This is a genomic window from Maritimimonas sp. 2210JD6-3 (genome assembly GCF_056591795.1).
In genome coordinates, this window is the sequence record NZ_JBWQOJ010000015.1 from 1 (window position 1) to 24,201 (window position 24,201).

Here is a 24,201-nt window from a genome sequence, read left to right on the forward strand (position 1 = left end):
ATAGCAAATGAAATTAAAGAGGTCGTCTAAAAAGTAATATCTTTCTTGAGGAGTACAAATTGCATAAGTAGGCATAAATAATAACCTTTAAGAGCATACGAGGATGGTAACTCGAAGTTGCTACCACCCTTGTAACTTTGCTCTAATGCTGTATGTCTAAATTATCTACTATCGTGTTTACGACACGAACGGGATGATTCACAGGAACTAAATCATCATAACTTGGAGGTAATAAACTTAACTGGCCTTGATGGTAAGTTTTGAAAACTACTTTTTTGCGCATCCTTAAAGTTAAAAACTAACTCAGTAAATTACAAAAAAAAGACTGCCTTTTCAGACAGCCTCTTTACTATCTGTAATCAAACTTTTATTGAATGACTATTTTTTTAGTTTCTTTAAAACCTTTCGATGTGGTAATCTGAATTAAATACATTCCTTTATCTAGATTTGATAGATCTAATTTATTTTCTAAAAACTCATTTTCCACGTTTTTAAAAATGAACGTTTTAACAACTTTACCTTGTAAACTTATCACTTTTACTTGAACAGCAGCAGCGGAGTCTTCCAAATCTATTTCTGTTCTGATTGTTGTAAAGTTTTTAGCAGGGTTCGGATAAAAACTAAGGTCATCTACTTCGACTTCAAACTCATCTGTATTTAAATAGGATAATCTGCCTATAGAATTATTTTTACCGTCTTTTAAGTTACTTCCTGATGAACTGGCGACTCCAGAAACTTTGTCAATATAGATTTGGTCAGCATTTGAACTTGCATCACATCTAAACCTAAATTGTGCATTAGTCGGAAAACTATAATTATTACTAGAAATAGTAGCCGTAGCCGTGTAGAATGAATTATTTTCGAAATCAGTTCCACTAATATAGGTTTCGATAGTCTTCCAAGTGGTGCCATCAAAATATTGCAACCAAAAATCTTCCCCATTTTCCATGCTATAGCTGTAAAAGAAGAATGTTACTTCTAAGCTGCTATACGAAGACACGTTGTAAGCACTCGAAGTCATAGAAGAAGCTATTCCTGAGTTATCTCGAATTCTAATAGAATAATTGCCATCATACGAACGGGAGCTATTAATTCTGTAACAATCTGAACCACCGTCAGACCATCCTTCCCATCCACTCTCAAAAGAGTTATCAAATAATACTTCAGAAGTACTATTTGCGATTGTCGTCACTTGAATAGTATTACTATTAGCAGAGATATTATTGGCAGCATCTTTAGCATTCACATAAAAATTATAATTAGTTGCAGCTGTAAGTCCAGTAATATTTAAGCTAGTTGATGCGGTTGTTGCAATAATACTGCCATCTTGGTAAACGTCATAAGAGATAACATTTACATTATCCGTAGCAGCAGTCCAAGATAAATCTGTAGTAATTTGTGTAGTATTTGTAGCAGTAAGATTTGTCGGTGTTGTGGGTGCAGTTGTGTCTATTGTACTTGTATTGAGCGTACTACTAGCGGTTGAAATATTACCTGTAGCATCTTTTGCATACACAACAAAAGAATAATTGGTTACGATACTTAAACTGGTTACATTATAAGTGGTTTCATTAGTAGAAGCTAATAAATTACCATTCATAAAAATATTATAAGCTGTCACAGCTGTATTGTCTGTAGATGGATTCCACGTAAGTGTTAAAAAAGTTTCGCCAATATTAGAAGCTGCAAGATTAGAAGGGGCAGTTGGAGCTTCAGTATCTTGATTATTTCCGCCTCCATTTATGGTGTGATTCCCTAAACCACTAAAGGTATCAATGCTAAAAGTATCCCATTCAGATGGTACATAATTTGTATTAGGAGCATTCACTGACTGTTTTCTTCTTAGTGTAACATCTTGAGCAAAATTAGCTGAACCACCAGCAAAGGTTCCTATAACGTCAATCAAAACATTATTTTTAAATAAGCCTACAGGGTCATTTCCATTAAATAGTAGCGCATCAGATGAAGTAGTTGCATCAGCAACATTAAGAATCGTCGAATTTGATGAACTATTTGCAATTACAAAAACATCGCCATTTGCTACAGAGCCAGATAGACTATAAGCGGCTCCCCAAGAGCTTCCTCCATTAGTATTTCTTTTTAGTGAATAATCTGATAAGTTAACTATAGCTCCAGTAAAATTGGCAATTTCTAAAGCTTTATTGTTAGAAGAGCCTTCAACATATTCAGAAAAGAACAATTCATCGGTAGTACCAGAACCAGCTCCAGTTAGTGTAGTTATTGAAACAGAATTACTATTAACCGATGTATTACCAGCAGTATCTTTGGCTCTAACTGTAAAGGTATAAGTAGTGTTTTCAGTTAATCCTGTAACATTAAAAGTGGTAGTGGTTGTTGAGTTGAATAAACTACCATCTCTATATATGTCATAAGCCGTAACGGCAATATTATCAGTTGATGCATCCCAATTTAAAGTAGTTTCTGTTTGCGTGGTATTAGAAGCAACTAAATTAGCAGGAATGGTTGGTGCTTGTATATCACCATTATTACCTCCTCCAAATCTATCTTCAGCTTGAGGTCCGCCCCAAATTTCTGTCGCTAAGGCTGGATTGTCTATAAAAGGATTTCTATTTCCTTGTGCAAATGCATTTGCTGACAATCCATGATATTCATTTCTATTGATCTCGATTTGAGAAACAGGATCTTCAGCATTCCACTGTAGAAACAAATCAATCATTGCATCGGGTGTATTCGATGAAGAACCAATACCTACATTAGTAGGCAAACACTGACTTCCATAACGTAAATACATATACATCATCATACGCGCAATATCTCCTTTCCATTCATCTCCAGGATACCACCCTCCATTTGAGTCGCCTGCAGTACCTGAACCCGAGGCAAATTTCTTACTGCTTCTTTGTCCGTTAAAGGTTACATCTGAAGGACGTAGATGATGTGCATCAGAACCAGGGCCAGAAGTGCCAAGATTAGGGGTTCCTAATGATTTTGGGTATGTATGTTCGCGATTCCAATCTGTACCAGCAGTGCCTCCATTTAAATCTTTACTTCGTGTTCTATCTGTTATGTAATTACCATCATTGTCATTGTAACCATAGACTAAGATTATTTTTGACTCTGTGGCATCACTTGGGTCTAAATCAGTTATTTTCGAAGCGTCCCAAACTTGCGAATATGATAAAAATCGTGTATGCGTACTTGTAATTTTTGTGGCAAGCTCATCTTTTAAAGCAGTACCTGTTAAAGATAAATTCACATCATTATAATACGATGGAATCTGAGAAATTGCCATTAATGGTAAAAATAATAGCAAAAAAGTAATTTTTTTCATGTGTTGATTTTTAGGTTAAAATTTGAAAACATGCAAAAATAATAGTCTAACACTGCTATATGTTATATAAAAACCAATTTTATTAACTCATTTTTCAACATTTTGTAAAACTTTTGTAGCTGCAAGATGTTTCTTAACTTTAGAGAGTAAAATTGACTTATGATTTTTATTATTGATAGTGGCTCGACTAAGTGTGATTGGATAGCTGTAAATAGTAGTGGTATTCAGTTATTTGAAAAAATACGTACCAAAGGATTAAATCCTGCAATACTAAGTCCTGATGAATTATTAGGGCGCATTCAAGAAAGTGATTTATTAAGACTGCATAGAGAAGAAGTTGAAGAATTATATTTCTATGGCGCTGGATGTGGTACCGAAGGCCCAAAAATGGCTTTAGAACAAGTGCTTAAAGGTTATTTTAGAAATGCTACTATTCGTGTTGAAGAAGACACATTAGCGGCGGTATATTCTACCGTAGAAAATAATCAGCCAGCCATAGTTTGTATTATGGGAACAGGCTCTAATTGCACTTTTTTTGATGGTGAAAACATATATCAAGAAGTAAAGTCTTTGGGCTACATAATTATGGATCATGCAAGTGGTAATTATTTTGGTAAACAATTAATTAGAGACTATTTCTTTAATCATATGCCTTCAAATTTAAAAGTTTCTTTTGCAGAAAAGTATAATCTAGATCCAGATTTTATTAAATATAATTTATACAAGCAGCCAAATCCGAATGCATATTTGGCTTCATTTGCCGAATTTATGTTTTTAAATAAAGAGAGTAAGTATATTCGTGATATGATCAAATTAGGTTTTGAGCGCTTTACGCGGAATATGATTTATCAGTTTAAAGACAAGTTACATGAAGTACCTGTACATTTTGCGGGATCTATAGCCTTTCTTTCACAAGAAGAAATTAAAGAAGTGGCTGACAAAATGGGTTTTAAAGTTGGTAATTTTGTGAAAAGACCAATTGACGGATTAGTAAAATACCACACAAAATCGATAGCATAATTATTTAATTGCTATCATCGATATTTCTACATTCACATTTTTTGGTAAACGAGCTACCTGAACCGTTTCTCTTGCTGGCGCAGTTTCATTATTAAAATAAGAACCATAAACTTTATTAATTGCTGCAAAATCATTCATATCTGCTATAAAAATGGATGTTTTAACTACATTTTCGAATGTCATATCTGCTGTAGCCAAAACGGCGTTCATGTTTTTCATCACTTGTTTAGTTTCTGCTTCTATATTGTCTAGAACTAAATTCCCTGTTTCTGGGTCTAATGCAATTTGACCTGAAGTGTATAAGGTATTACCGTGAAGTACTGCTTGATTATAAGGGCCGATTGGCGCTGGTGCTTTGATTGTAGTAATAATTTTTTTCATATTTTTTTTTCTATTATTTTATGTTAAAATAACCTGCGATCGGGCACTCGGCGCTGGTCGTATTTTAAATCTTGTAGAATTGATCCTTTTACACCGATAAAGAAATAATAAGTTGCACTTCTACCAAAAGGTATCCAGTTAAAACTCATGCGCCAACTATCTAGATCACGCTCAAAATTTAAACTCGTTGGTGTAATTCCTTTATTCTTAAAGTCATAACCCGATGATATTCCTACATTCCATTTGGGTGACAATTCGACACTTCCAGAAAATTGAAGTGAATTATTAGAAATTTCATTTTCTCTTCTCGAATTACTATAGCCCATACTATAACGAAAACTTAAATTCCATGGAATTATCGCACCATATAATTTGGCAGTTTTGATTTCTTCTTCATCCGATCCGCCTCCTCTCGAGTCAAAGGCGCTATTTCTTGTGTTAAGGTTTCCACCTAACAATGCTTCTGAGTCCCCATCTTTAGCTCTGTTTGACGAATTTGATTTATTTTGACCCTTATTTTTACCTATGTCGTCACTAGATATAGAGTAGCTGGCACTTAAATTAGCACCTGTTAATCTAAACAAACTTCCGCCATTATTAATGTTAAATTTATCTATTTTAGTACCATTAGCATTCAACGCGTAAGGATCTAACGTAGCACCAAAATTCAAGCTCAATTTCTCATTGAAAATTCGTGTTCCGCCAGTCATTCTAACAGGGCTCCATTTTAAAGAATCAGCAGCCATATTATAATTTGTAGAAAAGTTAAGGTTGTTGAGTAAGGTTATTTTCTTGGGTTCTGTTTCGGTAGAGTCTTTAGACATTACTTTAGCCTCTAAAACATTGTTAATTTGTATGCCTATGCTGCTTGAAAGTCCTCTTGAAGGCTGACCAAAGATACCGCCTTCAAATCTACTATACTCTAGTATATCATCAGGATCATCACTCTGTTGTATTTCGTCATAAAAATTACTAAAATCAGGTCTGTAATTATAAGATATCGAAGGTCTTATAGTATGTCTAATCGCTTTTAAACGTCCTTTTTTAAAGATAAATCTTCCGTAAATATTAGTAGAGGCAGCGATACTACCAGAATATTCTCTAAACGACTCGAAACCGTTAATGGTATCAGTTACTACCTGATCACCTATAGGTAAAGAAGCATCAAATTCTCTACGTATCGTTTTTAAATACCAAACTTCATTATAATTAGCACTTGGGGCAATTGTAATATATTTTAGTGCCTTCATATTTGTGCTTGCAGTTACTGTTTGACGTATGCCATTTCGTGCATTTTCAAACATGCCAGCTTTTAAGAATTGATCGTCAGTAGTACTAATTCTATTCTGTAAGTCTAAGTTGTAATTTAAACCCAAGTTTTGAATAGCATTTTTCTTTGCCCCAGATCTTGGTGCGAATGGGTATATACGATCCATACTTACTTGTAGAGAGGGTAGATTCATATCAATACGTTCTGTATTTGTATTTTGAGAATGCGTTAATGAAGCATTCAATTTAAAAGGCGTGCCTACAAAACTCCTATAATAAGAAATCGAAGAATTAAACGTATTTGTTAAGTTCTGTGAAACATTAATTTCGTTTAATGATTCTCTAAAAAATCGACTACTTCCTAAATTTACTGATGCAGAAAATCTAGAATTCGGATTTGATTGTGTGGCTTGACCATGACTCCAGCGAAGATAAAAATTATTAGTTTTACTAAAATTGTCAAAGCCTCGTTGTCCAGAAATTAGATTCTCAAATCGTAAACTAAAATTACCTGTAAATCTATAACGTAGTGCGTAACTCGATTCAAATCGCATTCCCCAGCTACCATTGGTGTAAACATCACCTAAGACAGCCAGATCAACATAATCATTAATTGCAAAATAATAACCGCCATTTTGCAAAAAGAAACCTTGATTTCCATTTTCTCCCCAAGTTGGTAATATAATACCTGATTCTGCTCTTTCTTTACTTAAAGGAGCGTAGAAAAACGGCAGAATAGCTGGCGTGGGCACATCGGCTATATAGAGTTGTGATAAGCCGCCTACTACTTTCTTGCCTGGTACAACTTTAATGTTATTTGTACCTATATAATAATCTGGTTTTTCTTTTTGAGAGGTTGTAAATTTCGCACTGTTTATGTATAGAGTTGAATCATTTTCTCTTTTGGTGATTTCTCCTCTTATGATAACACCAGTTTGTTCTGTAGTTGTATTATAAATTACAGCTTTCTCGTTTTTAAAATTATAAACTAAAGAATCTTGTACAGATTCTTGTCCAGCTTGCTTAAAAATAGGTCTTTGTGTATAAACTCCCGCTGTATCTACAATACCCTTAGCATAGGCCAAGTTTTTTCTGTAATCTAGTATGATGATACCAGCGCTGAGCTCAATATCTTGGTAATTAATTTTAGCATTGTTATAAAGCGTGGCTTTTTTAGTAATAAAATCATTGGCTATATAATCATCGGAGCTCTTTTTAATAATATCGGCTAGCAACTCTTTGGGCACAGGAATGCTATCAACTTTAGTAGAATCGGTTGCATTTATGGTTAGCGGTTTACGAATAGTATCTCTTCTAATACTATCTATTTTAATAGTATCTCTTTTTTTTAAACCAATTCTAGTTTCCCTTTGTATGCCTAATTCTTTTTTATTTAGGTTAGAGGATGATCCCTTTCTAAGAACACTGCCAGAAAACTTGATTGTGTCTTTTTGACTGAAACTAAGCTGATTTACTAAACTAATAAAAAGTAAAGCTAAAAGTATGTGCCTTAGATTTGTGTGCAAAGCGAATAATACTATTTTTGTAAATTATAAAAACGGCTTAGTTTTTGAGTTCACAAACTTACATATATTTTTTGTGTGGTTATGCTTAAAGCTAAGTTAAAAAAAGAGAATATTATTTTTCCCCTAAATAATAGATAAGATAAATGAAAAAGATTGTATTGATTTTATTCATAGTAGGATATTTATGTGCTAGCCCTACTATTGTTAATGCTCAAGAAAAATTTAAAGTAGTGTTAGATGCTGGTCATGGAGGTACCGACCCTGGTAATACTGGCGTAAAAGGTAGTGGTTATTTAGAAAAAAATATTGCCTTAAAAGTTGCTAAAAAGGTGGGAACTAGACTAAATAAATATAAAAATATTGAAGTATTGTACACAAGAAAAGATGATACATTTATAGGGCTTAAAGAAAGAGGGGAGTTTGCACATAAGAATAAGGCCAATATTTTTGTTTCAATTCACTGTGATTCGTTTGATAAGACTTCAGTGCATGGGGCTGGTACTTTTGTTTTAGGCTTGAGAGGTAATGACGGTAATTTTAGGGTGGCCCAAAAAGAGAATTCAGTAATTTTATTAGAGGATAATTATGAAGAGAAATATGATGGATTTGATCCTAATTCACCTGAAGCTGTTATCGGAATCACACTTTTAATTGAAGAATATTTGGATGAGAGTTTATTACTTGCTAGTTATATTCAAAATAAAATTGTAAAGGATTTGGATAGAAAAGATAGATTAGTTAAACAGGATAATTTCCAGGTTTTAAGAGAAACCTTTATGCCAAGTGTATTAGTAGAGTTAGGCTTTTTAACCAATAAAAATGAAGGAGCCTATTTAAATTCAAGTAAAGGACAAGATCAATTGGCTAGTGCAATCTATCAAGGAATACTTAATTACAAAAAAGCATATGATGCAAATACTGTCGTAGATCCACCAAAACCAAAAGAGAAACCTATAACTGTTAAAAAGGATGCACCAAGAGTTTTTAACGGTGTAACGTTTAAGGTGCAAATAGCTTCAAGTGCAAGAAAAGTTACTACGGCATCTCAAAATTTTAAGGGTTTAAAAGGAATTGAACGTGTTAAAGTAGGAGCACATCATAAATATTATTACGGTAAAACTTCTGATTACACTAAAATCAAGAAAATGCAAAAATTAGCTAAAGATAAAGGCTATATAGGTGCTTTTTTGGTGGCATTTAAAAATGGAAAAAAAGTATCTGTACGTTCTGTTTTAAATTCTAAATAAAATAAGAAGGGGTGCTTTCTACTGCCAAAAATTATTAGTATTATTGTTCTATAAATAATACAATTTGAAAATTTCAAGCGAATTAAAAACAGGTGTAATTGCACTTGTAGCCATAGCTGCTTTTATCTGGGGATATAGCTATTTAAAAGGAGAAAACTTATTAGGTAGTTCGCGCTATTTTTACGCGGAATATGACAATGTTCAAGGTTTAGAAACCTCTGGTTCGGTAACGATTAATGGGTTAAAGGTTGGAAAAATAGACCAGATATACTTTCACCCTAAAAAAACAGGTCGTATTGTAGTTCGTTTTTCCTTAGAAAATCCTTATCAATTCTCAAGACAAAGTGTGGCTAGAATTTATAGTCCAGATTTTATTAGTGGTAAAGCTATAAAACTGTTACCAGTTTATGATGGTGATATGGCTAAATCTGGTGATACCTTAAGAGGAAACGTAGAAGTGGGCATTTTAGGAAGTATTAATGATCAAATAGCTCCTTTACAAACCAAAGTTGAGACGTTTTTAAAAAAGACTAATAGTGTGATTAGTAAATTTGATACTGTTTTTGATGATCAGAGTCAAAAGAACTTAAAAGAAGCAATAAGTGGTTTAAATTCAACTCTTTCGACTTTTAGATCAGCAGGAATTTCTTTAAATCAAATGTTATCAAAAAACGGAAAATTAGATTCTATATTAACTAATGCTAGTATTGCTTCTACTAATCTTAACAACCTTACCGATTCTTTAAACAATGCAAACATTAAGCAAACGGTATTAAAACTTGAAAAAACGATTGGTAATTTTAATGCGATTCTAGCTAAAGTAGAGAATGGAGATGGTACTTTAGGTAAATTACTCAAAGATGAAGGATTGTATAATAATTTAGAAGGCGCAACGAAAGAAATGGAAGCGTTATTACGTGAGATGAAATTAAATCCTAAGCGATTTGTGCATTTTTCTTTGTTCGGCAAAAAACCTAAGCAATACAAACCTTCAGATTCTACTGAAGCTAAAAAATAAACTACTTTCTAATTATTTGATTTCGTTGCCTTTAAATTAAAAGTTATTAAAAATTAACCGTTAATAACTTCACTTTTTCTTACTATTAAAACTTAAGATATTTGGTTAGCTTTACGCGACGCTTTTATTGTCGAAAGTAACCACAAACTAAAATAGTACGCCTTAATGCAATACTTGCCAAATATTATTTTTGCCATTCTTTTAGTTGCGGGGATTGGTTTTTTTATAAAGAATATTAAAAAGCTCGCTAGAAACATCAAATTAGGCAAAGATATTGACCGGTCTGATAATCCTTCTCAACGCTGGAAAAACATGATCAATATTGCCCTAGGCCAATCTAAAATGGTTAAAAGACCTATTGCAGGTATATTACATGTAATCGTATATATTGGTTTCATCATCATCAATATTGAAGTAATTGAAATTATTATAGATGGTCTGTTTGGTACGCATCGAATACTGTCATTTTTAGGTGGTTTTTATGGTTTTTTAATTGCGTCGTTTGAAATACTTGCACTGCTAGTTTTAGTGTCAGTCATTATTTTTTGGATTCGCAGAATGATAATGCGAATTCCTCGTTTCTGGAATAAGGAAATGAAAGGTTTTCCAAAAAATGATGCTTTGTACATTCTCTACTTCGAAATGGTGTTGATGATTTTGTTTTTAGTAATGAATGCAACAGATCAACCTTTTCAAGAGGCTGGCAATGGTAATATAATAAGCCAATTTATAGCACCATTTTTTAACGGATTTAGCTCGGAAACAGTACACTTCATAGAACGAGCGGCTTGGTGGTTACATATTGTAGGTATTTTAATCTTTTTAAACTATTTATATTATTCTAAACATCTACATATATTATTAGCGTTTCCTAATACCTATTATGCAAATCTTAAACCTAAAGGACAGTTTACTAATCTTGCTTCGGTAACTAAAGAAGTTCAACTAATGTTAGATCCTAATGTTGATCCTTTTGCAGCTCCTGCCGAAACTGAAACAGAAGAAGTTCCAGAAAAATTTGGCGCAAGTGATGTTACAGATTTAAATTGGGTACAGCTTATGAATGCTTATACCTGCACAGAATGTGGAAGATGTACCTCGGTATGTCCAGCAAACCTAACAGGTAAAGAATTATCACCTAGAGCTATTATGATGAAAACCAGAGATAGGTTAGAAGAGGTTGGGCGAAATATAGATGCTAATGGAGGAGAATTTAAAGATGACGGAAAACAATTATTAAACGATTATATAAAGCCCGAAGAATTGTGGGCATGTACCACCTGTAATGCTTGCGTGCAAGAATGCCCAATAGACATAGACCCATTATCGATTATTATGGATATGCGCAGATATCTAGTTATGGAACAATCTGCCGCACCACAAGAATTAAATATGATGATGACAAATATTGAGAACAATGGAGCAATGTGGCAATACAATCAAATGGATAGACTAAATTGGAAAGATGAAGAATAAATTTAATAAAGAATTATACGAGCTAAGAGATGATCAAGGAAACTTGTTGAGTCCTACATTGCCTGAAGATGTTAAAAATTATCTTATCGATATTGACGGAACTATCTGTGATGATATACCTAATGAAGAACCTGAACGAATGCTTACCGCAGAGGTGTATCCAGACGCGCTAAAAACATTAAATAAGTGGTATGAAGAAGGACATATTATTTGTTTTTTCACATCTAGAACAGAAGAGCATAGAACCTATACAGAGATTTGGTTACGTGAAAATGGATTTAAATACCATAGTTTATTAATGGGTAAACCTCGTGGAGGAAATTACCATTGGATAGATAATCACTTGGTAAAAGCAACACGTTATAGAGGTAAGTTTACTGACTTAGTTGATAAAAAAGTTACGATTCAAGTTTTTGATGACGGTAATCACGAATAAATTTTTTTAAGAATGAATGTACCTACGATGGCAGAAATGATGGCGCAAGGCAAACAACCAGAAGTGTTGTTTTGGGTTGGCTCTGCGGGTAGTTTTGATGATAGAGCAAAAAAAATTACAAGAGCATTTGTAAAAGTATTGCATGCTGCAAATGTTGATTTTGCTGTATTAGGAGTAGAAGAGAGCGCCACTGGAGATGCTGCTAAAAGAGCTGGTAATGAGTTTTTGTTTCAGATGCAAGCTATGACCAATATAGAAATTTTGAATGCCTATGAAGTCAAAAATATTGTTACTGCCGATCCACATTCATTTAACACGTTAAAAAATGAGTATCCAGGTTTAGGGGGAACGTATCATGTTTGGCATCATACACAATATGTAAAGAAATTAATTAAAGATGGGCGTTTAAAAATAGACGGAGATAAATACAAGCAGCAGCGTATCACATTTCATGACCCATGTTATTTAGGAAGAGCCAATGAGGAATATGATGCGCCTAGAGAACTACTAAAACAATTAGATACTCAATTTATTGAGATGCATAGAAACAAATCTAATGCACTTTGTTGTGGAGCAGGAGGGGCGCAGATGTTTAAAGAACCTGAGAAGGGAAACAAAGATATCAATGTTTTAAGAACAGAAGATGCTTTAAAGACAAACCCTACGATTATAGCAACAGCTTGCCCATATTGTAATACAATGATGACTGATGGTATAAAAAATAAAGAAAAAGAAGAAGAGATTAAAGTATTAGATATTATTGAACTCATAGCTATCAACCAAGACCTATAAATAAAAATTTCCCCTAAAATTATGCCCTATATAAAAGACAAAAATCTAATTAATATTTACGAAGAGGTAGATAAGGCGAACCAAACCATAGGTAAACTAACAGATCTTTTAAAAGAAGAGGAAGAGAATAATTCTATACTTAAAAAACACCGTGCTTTACTGGGTATTCTAGGCTTACTTTTACTAATTATCTTTTTATGGTCTTTTTTAAGTAAGGATAAAACAGCTAAAATTAATGATGATTATCTTATTCAAAATAACTTATCACTAGTAGATACTGATAGTTTAGCTTTATTTAGAGATGTGGCAGCTATACAAGTTGCAGATGATGAGTTTATTAATGATGAAGGAGCTGAGCAATCTACAGGTTTAGAGGGAGAAACGATAGTGTATAGTGTACAGATAGGTGCTTTTAATAATTTTAAAGCAAAGTTATTTTCAGATGACTTAGCACATATGAAAGAATTTGAAGAAGGAGGTCTTAACAAATATGCGATTGGTAATTTTATAACCTATAAAGAAGCTTCTGAGCTTAAAAATGACCTAAGAAATCTCGGTTTTAAAGACTGCTTTGTTATTGCGCAATCATACGGAGAACCTGTAAATATACAAGAAGCTCTTCAGTTGAGTGAAGAGACCGAGTATCTGTCAAGTAACTAATTATGTTTAAAGCTTTTCTAAAAGCTGCACGTTTACGCACCTTACCATTATCTATTTCTGGGATTATTGTGGGTTCCTCTATGGCTTATTCAGAAGGATATTTTGATTGGAAAATATTTTTATTGGCTATAGCAACAACTATTGGATTTCAAGTAGTTTCGAACTTTGCTAATGATTATGGTGATGGTGTAAAAGGTACCGATAATGATGATCGGGTAGGACCGAAAAGGGCACTGCAGAGTGGTGAAATTTCACCTAAACAAATGTTAAATGCTATAAAAATAACAAGTGTTTTTACCTTTTTAATTGCTCTTTTACTTATTTATTTTGCTTTTGGTCTTAAAGAAAATTCAAAATATTTTTTCCTTTTTCTGGTTTTCGGATTAGCGAGTATAGCTGCAGCTATAACATATACCATGGGCAAAAAAGCCTATGGTTATAGTGGTTATGGTGATGTTTTTGTTTTTTTATTTTTTGGATGGTTAAGTGTTGTTGGTAGTTATTTTCTATTTACAAAAGAATTAAATTTCATTGTTTTTTTACCAGCGACTTCTATAAGTATGTTAAGTGTAGGTGTACTAAATCTTAATAATATGCGTGATCGTATATCTGATGAAAAAGCAGGTAAGAGAACACTTGTGGTAAAAATTGGTGAAGAGTTTGCCAAGTATTACCACTATTATTTATTGGTAGCTGCTTTTTTATTGGCATTGTTATACACTACGTTTAATTACCAAAAGCCAGTACAATTTTTATTTATAATCGCATTTATACCTATAGCTGTGCATTTATTTACAGTATATAGAAACAAAGATGCAAGATTACTCGATCCAGAGCTTAAAAAACTAGCATTAAGCACTTTCCTATTTGCCGTCTTATTCGCGTTTGGTCAAATTTTTTAATTCATTTTCATTAATTTTAGGGTCAATAAACTAACTTATAATGAAGATTACTTACTTAGGTCATGCAACTTTAGCTATAGAAGTTGCAGGTAAAAACCTTATTATCGATCCTTTTATTTCAGGTAATGACTTAGCAAAAAGTATTGATGTAAACTCGCTAAAGGCTGATTATGTTTTGATTACGCATGCACATCAAGATCATATTTTAGATGTTGAAAGCATAGTCAAAAATACGGGAGCAAAAATTATTTCGAACTATGAAATTGTTTCTCATTACGGCACTAAAGATATCGAAGGGCATCCTATGAATCACGGTGGGTCTTGGCAATTTGATTTTGGTAAAGTAACCTATACAAATGCGGTACATACAAGTTCTTTTCCAGATGGAAGTTATGGAGGTCAGCCAGGTGGGTTTTTACTTCAGACAGACGAAGGAAACATTTATATAGCTGGTGATACATCACTTACGTATGATATGAAATTAATTCCGCTTAAAGCGAAAATAGACTTAGCTGTATTGCCCATTGGTGATAACTTTACCATGGGTATAGATGATGCAGTTATTGCTTCAGATTTTGTTGAATGCAATAAAGTGTTAGGCTATCACTATGATACTTTTCAATACATAAAAATTAATCATATTGAAGCAAAATCAAAATTTTCTGTAAAGAATAAAGAACTTATCTTATTAGCGATTGGTAACCATATAACTATTTAAAATTTTAGAAAATTAATATTATGAAACAACAAATGGTAGGCTGGTTCGAAATTCCTGTTTTAGATATGGATAGAGCTGTTAAATTTTATGAGAATATTTTCCAAATAAAAATTACTGTGCAAGAGTTTGGACCTACACTCATGGGCTGGTTTCCAGCATCTCATGACGAAAAAACTTCTGGCGCGAGTGGCTCATTAATTCATAATTTAAAGCATTATAAACCGTCTGATCAAGGTACATTGGTCTATTTTAATTGTAATAATCTAAGTGATGAACTAAATAGAGTGAGTGCGTTAGGAGGAACAGTATTACAAGAGAAAACTCAAATAAGCCCAGAAATAGGCTATATGGCTTTATTTAAAGATACAGAAGGTAATAGAGTAGCATTGTATTCTAAAGCATAATGCAAGCCACTTTTAAAAGATACATTCTTGATTTTAAACAAGCTAGCGGCACTTCTCGTGGTATTTTGCATACGAAAGAAACCTATTTTTTAATTATCAATAAAGATGGAAAACAAGGAATAGGCGAATGTGGGCTTTTTCGAGGATTAAGTGCTGATGATAGACCTGATTATGAAGAAAAGTTATGGTTGGTTTGCGATAATATTATTAAAGGCAAAGAGTGGCTACTAAATGAAGCCTATGGCTTCCCGTCTATTCAGTTTGGAATTGAGCAAGCATTTTTGTCATTAGAGAGTAGGCATCCGTTCGAATTATTTCCTTCAAAATTTACTAGAGGAGAAGATGTTGTATCAATAAATGGATTGATATGGATGGGTGATGAAGCTGATATGAAACAGCAGATTATCGATAAGATTGCTGCAGGATTTACCACGGTTAAACTAAAAATTGGAGCCATTGATTTTGAAACCGAATTAAGTTTATTAAAATTTATACGTCAAGAATTTTCTGAAAAAGACATTGAACTTCGTGTTGACGCTAATGGTGCTTTTCATCCAGATCAAGCCTTAGAAAAACTTAAAAAGTTATCTGAATATAACCTACATTCTATAGAGCAACCCATAAAACAAGGACAATGGGAAAAAATGGCTAAATTATGTGAACAAACACCCTTACCTGTAGCACTAGATGAAGAATTAATCGGTGTTTTCGATTTTTCTGATAAGAAAAAATTAATTGAAACCATACAGCCCCAATATATCATTCTAAAACCTAGTTTAATAGGTGGTTTTACAGGAAGCGAAGCGTGGATGAAAATTGCTAAAACCCACTCTGTGGGGTGGTGGATTACTTCTGCACTAGAAAGTAATGTGGGTTTAAATACGATAGCTCAATTTACCTATACATTAAATTCAAACATGCCACAAGGTTTGGGTACTGGCGGACTCTTTACGAACAATTTTGATTCACCATTATATGTTGAAAGTGGCACACTAAGGTATAATCCCAAAATGGTATGGAATTTTAATTTGTAAACCCTACATTTGAGAATTAAAGTTAATTAGTATGGATTTTATTCAACAAGGATTTAAAGGAAATACTGAATGGTACAGGTATATAATTACCTTTATTATTGTATTTATTTTCTGGCAGGTAATTGGTATTGTACCACTTATGGCGGTGGCTTTTCAATATTTGGGCGCAGATGTTAATGAATTTATGAAAGCTGGTGAAGATGGCTTTGCATCCATTGGTTTGAATTCTAATTTCTATTTATTCTTAGCACTATTATCGCTCATTATGGGATTGGTAGGCTTAATTATAAGTGTAAAATTTATACATAAAAGATACATTAAAACTATTGTAACCGCTAGAATTAAGATTGATTGGAAGCGTGTATTTTTTTCTTTTTCCCTTTGGGCAAGTATTTCGATTGGGTTTATAGTTATTGGTATTTTATTAGAACCTGAAAATCTTGTCTGGAACTTTAGACCAATTCCTTTTCTTATACTTTTGGTGATATCTTTATTGTTAATTCCGTTGCAAACAAGTTTTGAAGAACTTTTAATGCGAGGGTATTTAATGCAAGGATTGGGAATCTTAGTAAAAAATCGTTGGCTACCACTTTTGTTAACGTCTTTAATTTTTGGGCTTTTACATGGTGCCAACCCCGAAGTTGCCAATTTAGGATGGGAAATAATGATTTTTTATATAGGAACTGGACTTATTTTTGGAATTACAACCTTAATGGATGAAGGTACAGAAATAGCTTTGGGGATGCATGCTGCTAATAATATCGTTGCTGCGCTTTTTGTGACTACAAATTGGACTGTTTTTAGAACAGAGGCACTTTATTTAGATACTTCTGAACCATCAATGGGGTGGGAAATTTATTTTACTGTTTTTGTATTGTACCCTATAGTACTATTTATTTTATCAAAAAAATACAAATGGTCTAATTGGAAGCAAAAATTATTTGGTAAAGTTGAAAAGCCAGATTTAATAATAGAGAATTAATTTCATTCTAAATAAAGTGGAAGATTTTAATTTTCATAAAGATTTTCGCCTTAACGGAAAGCGTTTTGTAACTGAAAATGAGTTACTACATCACTCAAGAAAGATTTCTTCACCTATCTTTTCTTTTTTATCTAGTTGGTTTAATAAAGACGATTTCATAATTGTAAATACTTCGGGATCTACAGGAGTACCCAAAGCCATTCAGTTAAAAAAAGAACACATGGTGAATAGTGCGATGGCTACAGGCACCTATTTTAGCCTACCTAGTAGAACTACAGCACTATTATGCCTCTCTACAGATTATATTGCTGGTAAAATGATGTTGGTAAGAGCTTTAGTATTAGGTTGGCATATCGATATAGTAGATCAGACTTCAAGTCCGTTAACGCAAACGAATAAGACGTATGATTTTTCGGCAATGGTACCTTTACAAGTACATAATTCTCTAGATAAACTTTCTCAAATTAAAAAGCTCATTATTGGTGGAGCTGTGGTTTCAAAAGACTTAGAAGCAAAATTACAAGTGGTTTCGACGCAGTGTTATGCAACCTATGGTATGACAGAAACCATTACACATATCGCGGTAAAACAACTTAATAATTTTGATACCATTGCGAGTGAAACGAAGCAATCTGTTACTTCACAAGAAGAGATTACTTCGGTTGCTAGGCAACCTCGTAATGACCTATACATGATTTTACCCAATGTGACCATTTTACAAGACGACCGTAATTGCTTAGTTATTGATGCACCAAAAATATCTGATGAGTTAGTTGTCACTAATGATGTAGTCGATATTATTTCTAAGAATGAGTTTAAATGGTTAGGACGCTATGACAATATCATTAACTCAGGAGGTATTAAATTAATACCAGAACACATAGAAGCAAAATTATCTAAGATTATTGATCAGCTTTTTTTCGTAATTGGCTTACCAGATGAGGTTCTTGGCGAAAAATTGATTTTAATAGTAGAACAGGATACTAACTCGAGAAAAGCTAACAATTTTCTCAAATCTCAAATCTCAAATCTCAAATCTCTAGATAAGTACGAAATACCGAAAGAGATTTATTTTATACCTAAGTTCGTAGAAACTGAGACAAAAAAAATCCAACGTCAACAGACATTAGATTTGATTTTAAAAAAAAGTTGAATTTAGTAATGTTTTTAAAAAGGGAAGGCTACATAATTACTAGAAACTTATCATGAAGCTTCTCCCTAAATGAATAATAGAAAAATTTATCCCAATCTATATATGGTTTGAACTTAAAATTTAAGACTAGAGAGCCACCACCAAGAAAATCTTTCTTTTGTAAATAGGTTAATAAGCTAATTTTGAAGAAAATAGATCAAGAAACAAACTAATACTAAATCACGAAAGTTATTTTCAACCTTCCTTAGCACGAAATGATAACTATCGTTGGTAAGCAGATTTCGGTTTTGAACTACCCATTTGGAAATTTTTAAACTTTAAAATAAATTACCTTCATGCATTTGAAAGCATAGTGATAGAAAGCCAAAAACAAGAAGATAAGTTTTTAACTTTCGGGTTTACGCTAAAAAGCTATTAATTCCTTAAAAAGTAACTTAACGCTTACGTCTCTTACCTTTATGTTTAAATGATTTGTCACTAAAATCAGAAGAACGGTTTCCTTTCTTAAAGCCACCAGAACGTCTGCCACCGCCAAAACCACCACGTTTTTTACCACGTGAACGTTGCTTTTGCTTTTTAGTAACTTCTACAATTACTTCACGTCCTTCAAATTCTTGATGTCTAAACGATGTTAAGACCTCTTCTTCAACAGCTTTATCAATCTCAAAAAATGAAAAATTCTTTAAAATCTCTATCTGACCTATTTCTACATTATTTTTTTTGATATGCTCATTAATGAATCCTATTAATCGTGCAGGATTCAGTTTGTCCATTTTTCCTAAATTAATATAGAAACGTGTAAAGTTTTCATCACCGCTTCTTTTACGCTCTCTAGATGTGTCACCATTAAGATCTGGTGCATCTTCATAATACGACAAAAATTGATTGAATTCTATAGAAACAAAACGCCTAATCAATTCTTCCCTATCTAGACCATCTAGTTTTTTGTAGATTCCGTCAAGATATCCTTCAATTTGAGATTCATTTACCTCTACTTCTTTTACTTTTTCAATAAGTTTGAATAATTGTTTTTCACAAATTTCTTCACCATTAGGTATCTGTTTTGCAACAAACTTTTTACCAATTTTCTTTTCAATTGGCGCGAGCTTTCTCTTTTCACCATTCGTAACAATAGCGATAGAAATCCCTTTATTACCTGCTCTGCCTGTTCTACCGCTGCGGTGTGTATAAGACTCAGCTTCATCAGGTAATTTATAATTGATTACATGAGTTAAACTATTAACATCTAGACCTCTTGCTGCTACATCGGTGGCTACTAACAGTTGCAAATGTTTATCTCTAAATTTTTGCATGACAATATCACGTTGCGCCTGTGATAGATCACCATGTAGCGCGTCTGCATTGTATCCGTCTTCAATGAGCTTTGCAGCTACATCTTTGGTTTCTCTACGGGTTCTACAAAAAACAATACCGTAAATATCTGGATTAACATCTGCTAAACGTTTTAAAGCTGCATATCGATTGCGTTCTGAAACTAAATAGAATTCATGAGAAACATTATCTGTACCAGAATTTACAGTACCTGCATTAATCTCAACAGGTTTTTTCATATAGTTTTTTGCAATCGCATTTACCTCTTTAGGGAAGGTAGCTGAGAAGAGTAGTGTTTGTTTAGAAGCAGGAGTAACCTCTAAAACTTTATCTAGATCTTCTTTAAAGCCCATATTTAGCATTTCATCGGCTTCATCTAAAACAACCCATTGTATGTTTTCAAGCTTTAATTTTTTACGCTTTATAAGATCTACCGTACGACCTGGTGTACCTACAACAATGTGTACACCTTTTTTAAGGCTACGTATTTGTTTTTCGATATCTGATCCACCATACACTGTCAGCACACTTAAGCCTTTTATGTTTTTAGAGAACTCTTCTATGTTTTTACCTATCTGTATCGCTAATTCGCGTGTAGGTGATAAAATGATCGCTTGCGTATCATTTGATGTTGTATTAATTTGTTCTATTATAGGTAAGCTAAAAGCCGCTGTTTTTCCTGTTCCGGTTTGCGCAAAAGCTTTTAAGTCATCTGTTGAACTTAAAATCTGAGGAATTGTTTTTTCTTGAATTGGAGTGGGTTGCTCATACCCTAATGTTGTTAAGGCAGCAACAATTTCTTGACGTAAGCCAAGTGTATTGAATTGAGACATATTTTTTATTTATCTAAACTAAGACTCCAAGATACATGCACGACTAGCAGATAAATAAGCCTCCTGTTTTTTATGAGGGTGCAAAAGTACACTAAATAAATGGAAGAAAATAATTTAAATATCAGTTACTCAAGTGCTTTTAACTGATCTTCAAAATTGCGCGTATTTAAATGCGTAAAGCCGTTAGAAACAATACCGTCTTTAGATACCAGAATTGTTCTAGAAAAATCAAAATGTAACCAATCATTATTTACTTCTTTGTCTAGTAAAAACTGATTTTTAGCATTGAATTGCTGTTTTTTTAGAAAACCATTCCAGTTTTTAGTAGGGAATTTAGAATTGATACCAACAAATAATAGATCGGGATGCTGTTTTTCCAGATATTTTACTCGCTTAGACAGATTTTCTACCTGCCCAACTTTTTTTGGCCAGAAGTAGATAACAGCGTTATGTCCTTTTATAACATCGTTAAGACGAATTTTATTAAAAGAGTTATTATAGATAATAAGTTCAGGTAATTTTGAATCTTTAGGTAAAGCTTCTTTAGCCTTCATTAAAGAATTGATAGTGTTTACAATCTTTTTATCATTACACTTTTCAAAAAAGATGTTTTTTGCTTCGCTTAAATCTTCTGCTGTTAGTTCACTCGATACACATAGATTCCACATAGCCTCATCAAGCAGATTGTTTCGCAACTCATCATTTTTAACCGCAAGAGAAACTTCTTTTAAAAAATACAAAGGCATCGGTTTTTCTTTACCATCTGTCAAGTACTTTTCATAGCTGATATGATTTAGACGTGTTCTCATATATTCACGATATACATAAAATGTAGCTAAATCGTCATCATTATAGTTGATAGTATTTCTATAGTTATAAAAATCTTTCGTAAGCTTAGGATAGTCTGCTAAGGCTAACGCTCTTTTGTGCAAATGAGGATACGCTTCTTTCTTACGATACAAAGGAAATTCAATTAACGCATTGGTATATTTTTCATACAAAGGCGTTACCGCATTGTCTTTTTTAAATTCTGCGAAAAGTGCTTGTTTTATTTGTTTAAGAGAGTCAATTACTTGCTCAAACTTATCGTGTTCTAGTTTATAATATTCGTAAAACGACTTGTTTTCTTTTTCATTGATTAAGAATAGATTAATTAACAGATTATTTCGTTCAGCTCCTGTCCCACTAAAAACTAGTGATTCATCAAAATCCCATGTATTCAATCGTAATAGTAAGCTATCATTAGGTTTTAGAAAAATAAACTGATATTCATTGCCATGAAAGAAACTATAAAGGCCTTCATCGATATCATCGAATTTAAACATAAACCGATTCTTTTCAGATAGATCTACAGAATCTAATAATTTTTCGCCTTTATAGAATAGAACTTGTGACGATTTAGGGTTTACAATTTTTCCTCCAAAATAGGTAGCATCTACTAGATGCTTATCAGTTTTACAAGCGGCAAATAAAAAAGGTAAAATAAAAAGTAATTTATATCTCAATAAAATCTCCATTTTAAAAAATTATCCAAAGCTAACATATTCATCCTAACAGCGCAAAAGTACTTTAAAGCCAATTTTTAGCTTGTTAATTAGATGTTAAATTATCTGGCTTTCATATCGCTAGAAATACTTCATTTCATTACTTTTGCCAAAATTTTAAAAAAGATAAAATGTTAACAGTTTCAAACTTATCTGTTCAATTTGGTAAGCGCGTTTTGTTTGATGAAGTAAATACCATATTTAATAAAGGTAATTGCTATGGTATTATTGGAGCCAATGGTGCAGGGAAATCAACATTTTTAAAGATATTATCAGGTGAATTAGAAGCTACTTCTGGAAACGTTTCGCTAGAAGGCGGAAAACGTATGTCGGTATTGTCACAAGATCACTTCGCGTATGATGAATATACAGTTTTAGATACGGTTTTAAGAGGAAATAAACCGCTTTATGAAGTGAAGAAAGAAATGGACAAACTTTATGAAGATTATTCTGATGAAAATGCTGATAGAATAGGGGAGCTACAGGTACAGTTTGAAGAAATGGATGGCTGGAATGCCGAAAGTGAAGCTGCTGCATTACTATCTAACCTTGGTGTTAAAGAAGATTTACATTATACATTAATGTCAGATATTGACGGAAAATCTAAGGTTCGTGTATTACTTGCACAGGCGTTATTTGGTAGTCCTGATGTATTGATTATGGATGAGCCTACAAACGACCTTGATTATGAAACAATCTCTTGGTTAGAACATTTTCTTGCAAATTATGATAATACGGTAATAGTTGTTTCGCATGACCGTCACTTTTTAGACGCTGTGTGTACCCATATTTCAGATATAGATTTTGGTAAAATTAATCATTACTCTGGTAACTATACGTTTTGGTATGAATCTAGCCAGTTAGCTGCCCGTCAGAGAGCACAGCAGAACAAAAAAGCTGAGGATAAAAAGAAAGAATTAGAAGAGTTTATAAGACGTTTTTCTGCGAATGTAGCGAAGTCTAAACAGGCTACTAGTAGAAAAAAGATGATTGAAAAATTAAATGTTGAAGATATTCGCCCGTCTAGTAGAAGGTATCCTGCCATTATTTTTGAGCGCGATCGTGAAGCAGGAGATCAAATTTTGAATATTGAAGGTCTAAGTAAATCATTAGACGGAGAATTATTATTTAAAGATGTGCATTTAAACCTTACCAAAGGTGATAAAGTGGTGATTTACTCTAAAAATTCAAAAGCGGTTACCGCTTTTTATGAAATTATCACTGATAATTTGAAGCAAGATAGTGGCACTTACTCTTGGGGAGTAACTACCACACAATCGTATCTACCTTTAGATAATTCTAAGTTTTTTAATAATACACTTACACTAGTAGATTGGTTACGTCAATGGGCAACTACCGAAGAAGAACGCGAAGAGGTTTACATTCGAGGCTTTCTAGGTAAAATGATTTTTAGTGGTGATGAAGCGTTAAAGAAAAGCAATGTGCTTTCTGGAGGTGAAAAAGTGCGTTGTATGTTATCACGCATGATGATGATGCGGGCTAATGTATTGTTGCTAGATGAACCAACCAATCACCTAGATCTAGAGTCTATTCAAGCATTTAATAATTCGCTTAAGAATTTTAAAGGAACTGTATTATTTTCTACACATGATCATGAATTTGCGCAAACTGTTGCGAATAGAATTATAGAAATTACACCAAATGGTGTTATAGATAGATATATGAACTTCGATGAATATTTTGAAGATTCAAAAATTAAAGAGTTGCGACAAAAAATGTATTCTTAAGTCAAAAAAGGAAATTATTTGGCTTCCTTTTTTATGGTTTTGAAACTATATATCCTTTATTTGATTTTAATTTCATGTAAAAAACACCTTTGCATTTATAATATGTTTTTCCAGTAAGTTTTACATTTTCTCCACCTTCAGGTAACTCTGCAATAATGGCTCCTTTTGGTGCTGGTTTTAATACATACTTATTTTTCATTTTGGTATGCCATAAACCATCAATCATATAAAAAGTAATACCATCGTGTTTTATTACTTTAGTATTCTTTTTTTTAGTAGCAATAATCGTTTCTTTTTCTTTTATGCTCGTCTGTGCCTGTATTGATTGAATACCAATAACTCCTAAAAGCAAGACAAAGCACCATTTCAATTTTTTCATGCTCCTCTTTTTTGAAATTTCACTTTGCTGTTAT

At 32.9% G+C, this 24,201-nt stretch carries 22 protein-coding genes; 14 read left to right on the plus strand and 8 right to left on the minus strand.

Going from position 1 to position 24,201, the window contains the following annotated elements; genetic code table 11:
* Positions 1 to 13: 13 nt before the first annotated feature.
* From AC1EUY_RS08155 to AC1EUY_RS08165, 3 genes are all read right to left on the minus strand, one after another.
* Positions 14 to 127 (minus strand): transposase, encoded by a 114-nt coding sequence (locus AC1EUY_RS08155; RefSeq protein WP_480195026.1) that lies wholly within the window; start codon positions 125 to 127, stop codon positions 14 to 16.
* A 15-nt stretch (positions 128 to 142) separates the two neighbouring features.
* Complete coding sequence (locus AC1EUY_RS08160; protein WP_480195027.1) at positions 143 to 283, minus strand: hypothetical protein; 141 nt, start codon at positions 281 to 283, stop codon at positions 143 to 145.
* Between the two features lie 84 nt (positions 284 to 367).
* Positions 368 to 3,313, minus strand: coding sequence for an endonuclease (locus AC1EUY_RS08165; protein WP_480195028.1), 2,946 nt, complete (start codon positions 3,311 to 3,313; stop codon positions 368 to 370).
* A 159-nt stretch (positions 3,314 to 3,472) separates the two neighbouring features.
* Here AC1EUY_RS08165 and AC1EUY_RS08170 point away from each other — a divergent pair, with 159 nt between their 5' ends.
* On the plus strand, positions 3,473 to 4,333 hold the full coding sequence (locus tag AC1EUY_RS08170) for an N-acetylglucosamine kinase (protein ID WP_480195029.1): 861 nt from the start codon (positions 3,473 to 3,475) through the stop codon (positions 4,331 to 4,333).
* Here the strand turns inward: AC1EUY_RS08170 and AC1EUY_RS08175 are convergent, their stop codons facing one another.
* Both AC1EUY_RS08175 and AC1EUY_RS08180 read right to left on the minus strand, forming a co-directional pair.
* Positions 4,334 to 4,714, minus strand: a complete 381-nt coding sequence (locus AC1EUY_RS08175; protein WP_480195030.1) for a RidA family protein — start codon at positions 4,712 to 4,714, stop codon at positions 4,334 to 4,336.
* 23 nt (positions 4,715 to 4,737) lie between these two features.
* Positions 4,738 to 7,509 carry a putative LPS assembly protein LptD gene (locus AC1EUY_RS08180; RefSeq protein WP_480195031.1) on the minus strand — a complete coding sequence of 924 codons (2,772 nt, stop codon included), beginning with the start codon at positions 7,507 to 7,509 and terminating at the stop codon, positions 4,738 to 4,740.
* 143 nt (positions 7,510 to 7,652) lie between these two features.
* On the opposite strand from AC1EUY_RS08180, the gene AC1EUY_RS08185 reads away from it, so the two are divergent.
* The 12 genes from AC1EUY_RS08185 (at position 7,653) to AC1EUY_RS08240 (ending at position 18,331) form a co-directional block, all read left to right on the plus strand.
* Entirely contained in the window at positions 7,653 to 8,756 is a 1,104-nt protein-coding gene (locus tag AC1EUY_RS08185) for an N-acetylmuramoyl-L-alanine amidase family protein (RefSeq protein ID WP_480195032.1), read from the plus strand.
* 64 nt (positions 8,757 to 8,820) lie between these two features.
* A complete protein-coding gene (locus AC1EUY_RS08190; RefSeq protein ID WP_480195033.1) occupies positions 8,821 to 9,774 on the plus strand; it encodes an MlaD family protein in 954 nt (317 codons plus the stop codon).
* A 165-nt stretch (positions 9,775 to 9,939) separates the two neighbouring features.
* Positions 9,940 to 11,250, plus strand: coding sequence for a 4Fe-4S dicluster domain-containing protein (locus tag AC1EUY_RS08195; protein ID WP_480195034.1), 1,311 nt, complete (start codon positions 9,940 to 9,942; stop codon positions 11,248 to 11,250).
* On the plus strand, positions 11,240 to 11,686 hold the full coding sequence (locus AC1EUY_RS08200) for an LNS2 domain-containing protein (RefSeq protein ID WP_480195035.1): 447 nt from the start codon (positions 11,240 to 11,242) through the stop codon (positions 11,684 to 11,686). Before AC1EUY_RS08195 ends, AC1EUY_RS08200 begins: the two co-directional genes overlap by 11 nt.
* 12 nt (positions 11,687 to 11,698) lie before the next feature.
* Positions 11,699 to 12,478 (plus strand): (Fe-S)-binding protein, encoded by a 780-nt coding sequence (locus AC1EUY_RS08205; protein WP_480195036.1) that lies wholly within the window; start codon positions 11,699 to 11,701, stop codon positions 12,476 to 12,478.
* A gap of 21 nt (positions 12,479 to 12,499) precedes the next feature.
* Positions 12,500 to 13,138 (plus strand): SPOR domain-containing protein, encoded by a 639-nt coding sequence (locus tag AC1EUY_RS08210; RefSeq protein ID WP_480195037.1) that lies wholly within the window; start codon positions 12,500 to 12,502, stop codon positions 13,136 to 13,138.
* Positions 13,139 to 13,140: 2 nt separating this feature from the next.
* Positions 13,141 to 14,040: a 1,4-dihydroxy-2-naphthoate octaprenyltransferase gene (gene menA / locus AC1EUY_RS08215; protein ID WP_480195038.1), complete on the plus strand. Its 900-nt coding sequence runs from the start codon at positions 13,141 to 13,143 to the stop codon at positions 14,038 to 14,040.
* Positions 14,041 to 14,080: 40 nt separating this feature from the next.
* Positions 14,081 to 14,758: a metal-dependent hydrolase gene (locus AC1EUY_RS08220; RefSeq protein WP_480195039.1), complete on the plus strand. Its 678-nt coding sequence runs from the start codon at positions 14,081 to 14,083 to the stop codon at positions 14,756 to 14,758.
* Positions 14,759 to 14,778: 20 nt separating this feature from the next.
* Complete coding sequence (locus AC1EUY_RS08225; protein ID WP_480195040.1) at positions 14,779 to 15,162, plus strand: VOC family protein; 384 nt, start codon at positions 14,779 to 14,781, stop codon at positions 15,160 to 15,162.
* On the plus strand, positions 15,162 to 16,196 hold the full coding sequence (locus AC1EUY_RS08230; protein ID WP_480195041.1) for an o-succinylbenzoate synthase: 1,035 nt from the start codon (positions 15,162 to 15,164) through the stop codon (positions 16,194 to 16,196). Before AC1EUY_RS08225 ends, AC1EUY_RS08230 begins: the two co-directional genes overlap by 1 nt.
* 31 nt (positions 16,197 to 16,227) lie before the next feature.
* On the plus strand, positions 16,228 to 17,178 hold the full coding sequence (locus tag AC1EUY_RS08235) for a CPBP family intramembrane glutamic endopeptidase (RefSeq protein WP_480195042.1): 951 nt from the start codon (positions 16,228 to 16,230) through the stop codon (positions 17,176 to 17,178).
* Between the two features lie 16 nt (positions 17,179 to 17,194).
* Entirely contained in the window at positions 17,195 to 18,331 is a 1,137-nt protein-coding gene (locus AC1EUY_RS08240) for an AMP-binding protein (RefSeq protein WP_480195043.1), read from the plus strand.
* Between the two features lie 434 nt (positions 18,332 to 18,765).
* Here the strand turns inward: AC1EUY_RS08240 and AC1EUY_RS08245 are convergent, their stop codons facing one another.
* Together AC1EUY_RS08245 and AC1EUY_RS08250 are read right to left on the minus strand one after the other, a co-directional pair.
* A complete protein-coding gene (locus AC1EUY_RS08245) occupies positions 18,766 to 20,496 on the minus strand; it encodes a DEAD/DEAH box helicase (protein WP_480195044.1) in 1,731 nt (576 codons plus the stop codon).
* 125 nt (positions 20,497 to 20,621) lie between these two features.
* Positions 20,622 to 22,001, minus strand: coding sequence for a TlpA family protein disulfide reductase (locus AC1EUY_RS08250; protein ID WP_480195045.1), 1,380 nt, complete (start codon positions 21,999 to 22,001; stop codon positions 20,622 to 20,624).
* Positions 22,002 to 22,171: 170 nt separating this feature from the next.
* Here AC1EUY_RS08250 and AC1EUY_RS08255 point away from each other — a divergent pair, with 170 nt between their 5' ends.
* Positions 22,172 to 23,788 carry an ABC-F family ATP-binding cassette domain-containing protein gene (locus AC1EUY_RS08255; protein WP_480195046.1) on the plus strand — a complete coding sequence of 539 codons (1,617 nt, stop codon included), beginning with the start codon at positions 22,172 to 22,174 and terminating at the stop codon, positions 23,786 to 23,788.
* Positions 23,789 to 23,819: 31 nt separating this feature from the next.
* Here the strand turns inward: AC1EUY_RS08255 and AC1EUY_RS08260 are convergent, their stop codons facing one another.
* Positions 23,820 to 24,167 (minus strand): DUF6515 family protein, encoded by a 348-nt coding sequence (locus tag AC1EUY_RS08260; RefSeq protein ID WP_480195047.1) that lies wholly within the window; start codon positions 24,165 to 24,167, stop codon positions 23,820 to 23,822.
* Positions 24,168 to 24,201 lie beyond the last annotated feature (34 nt).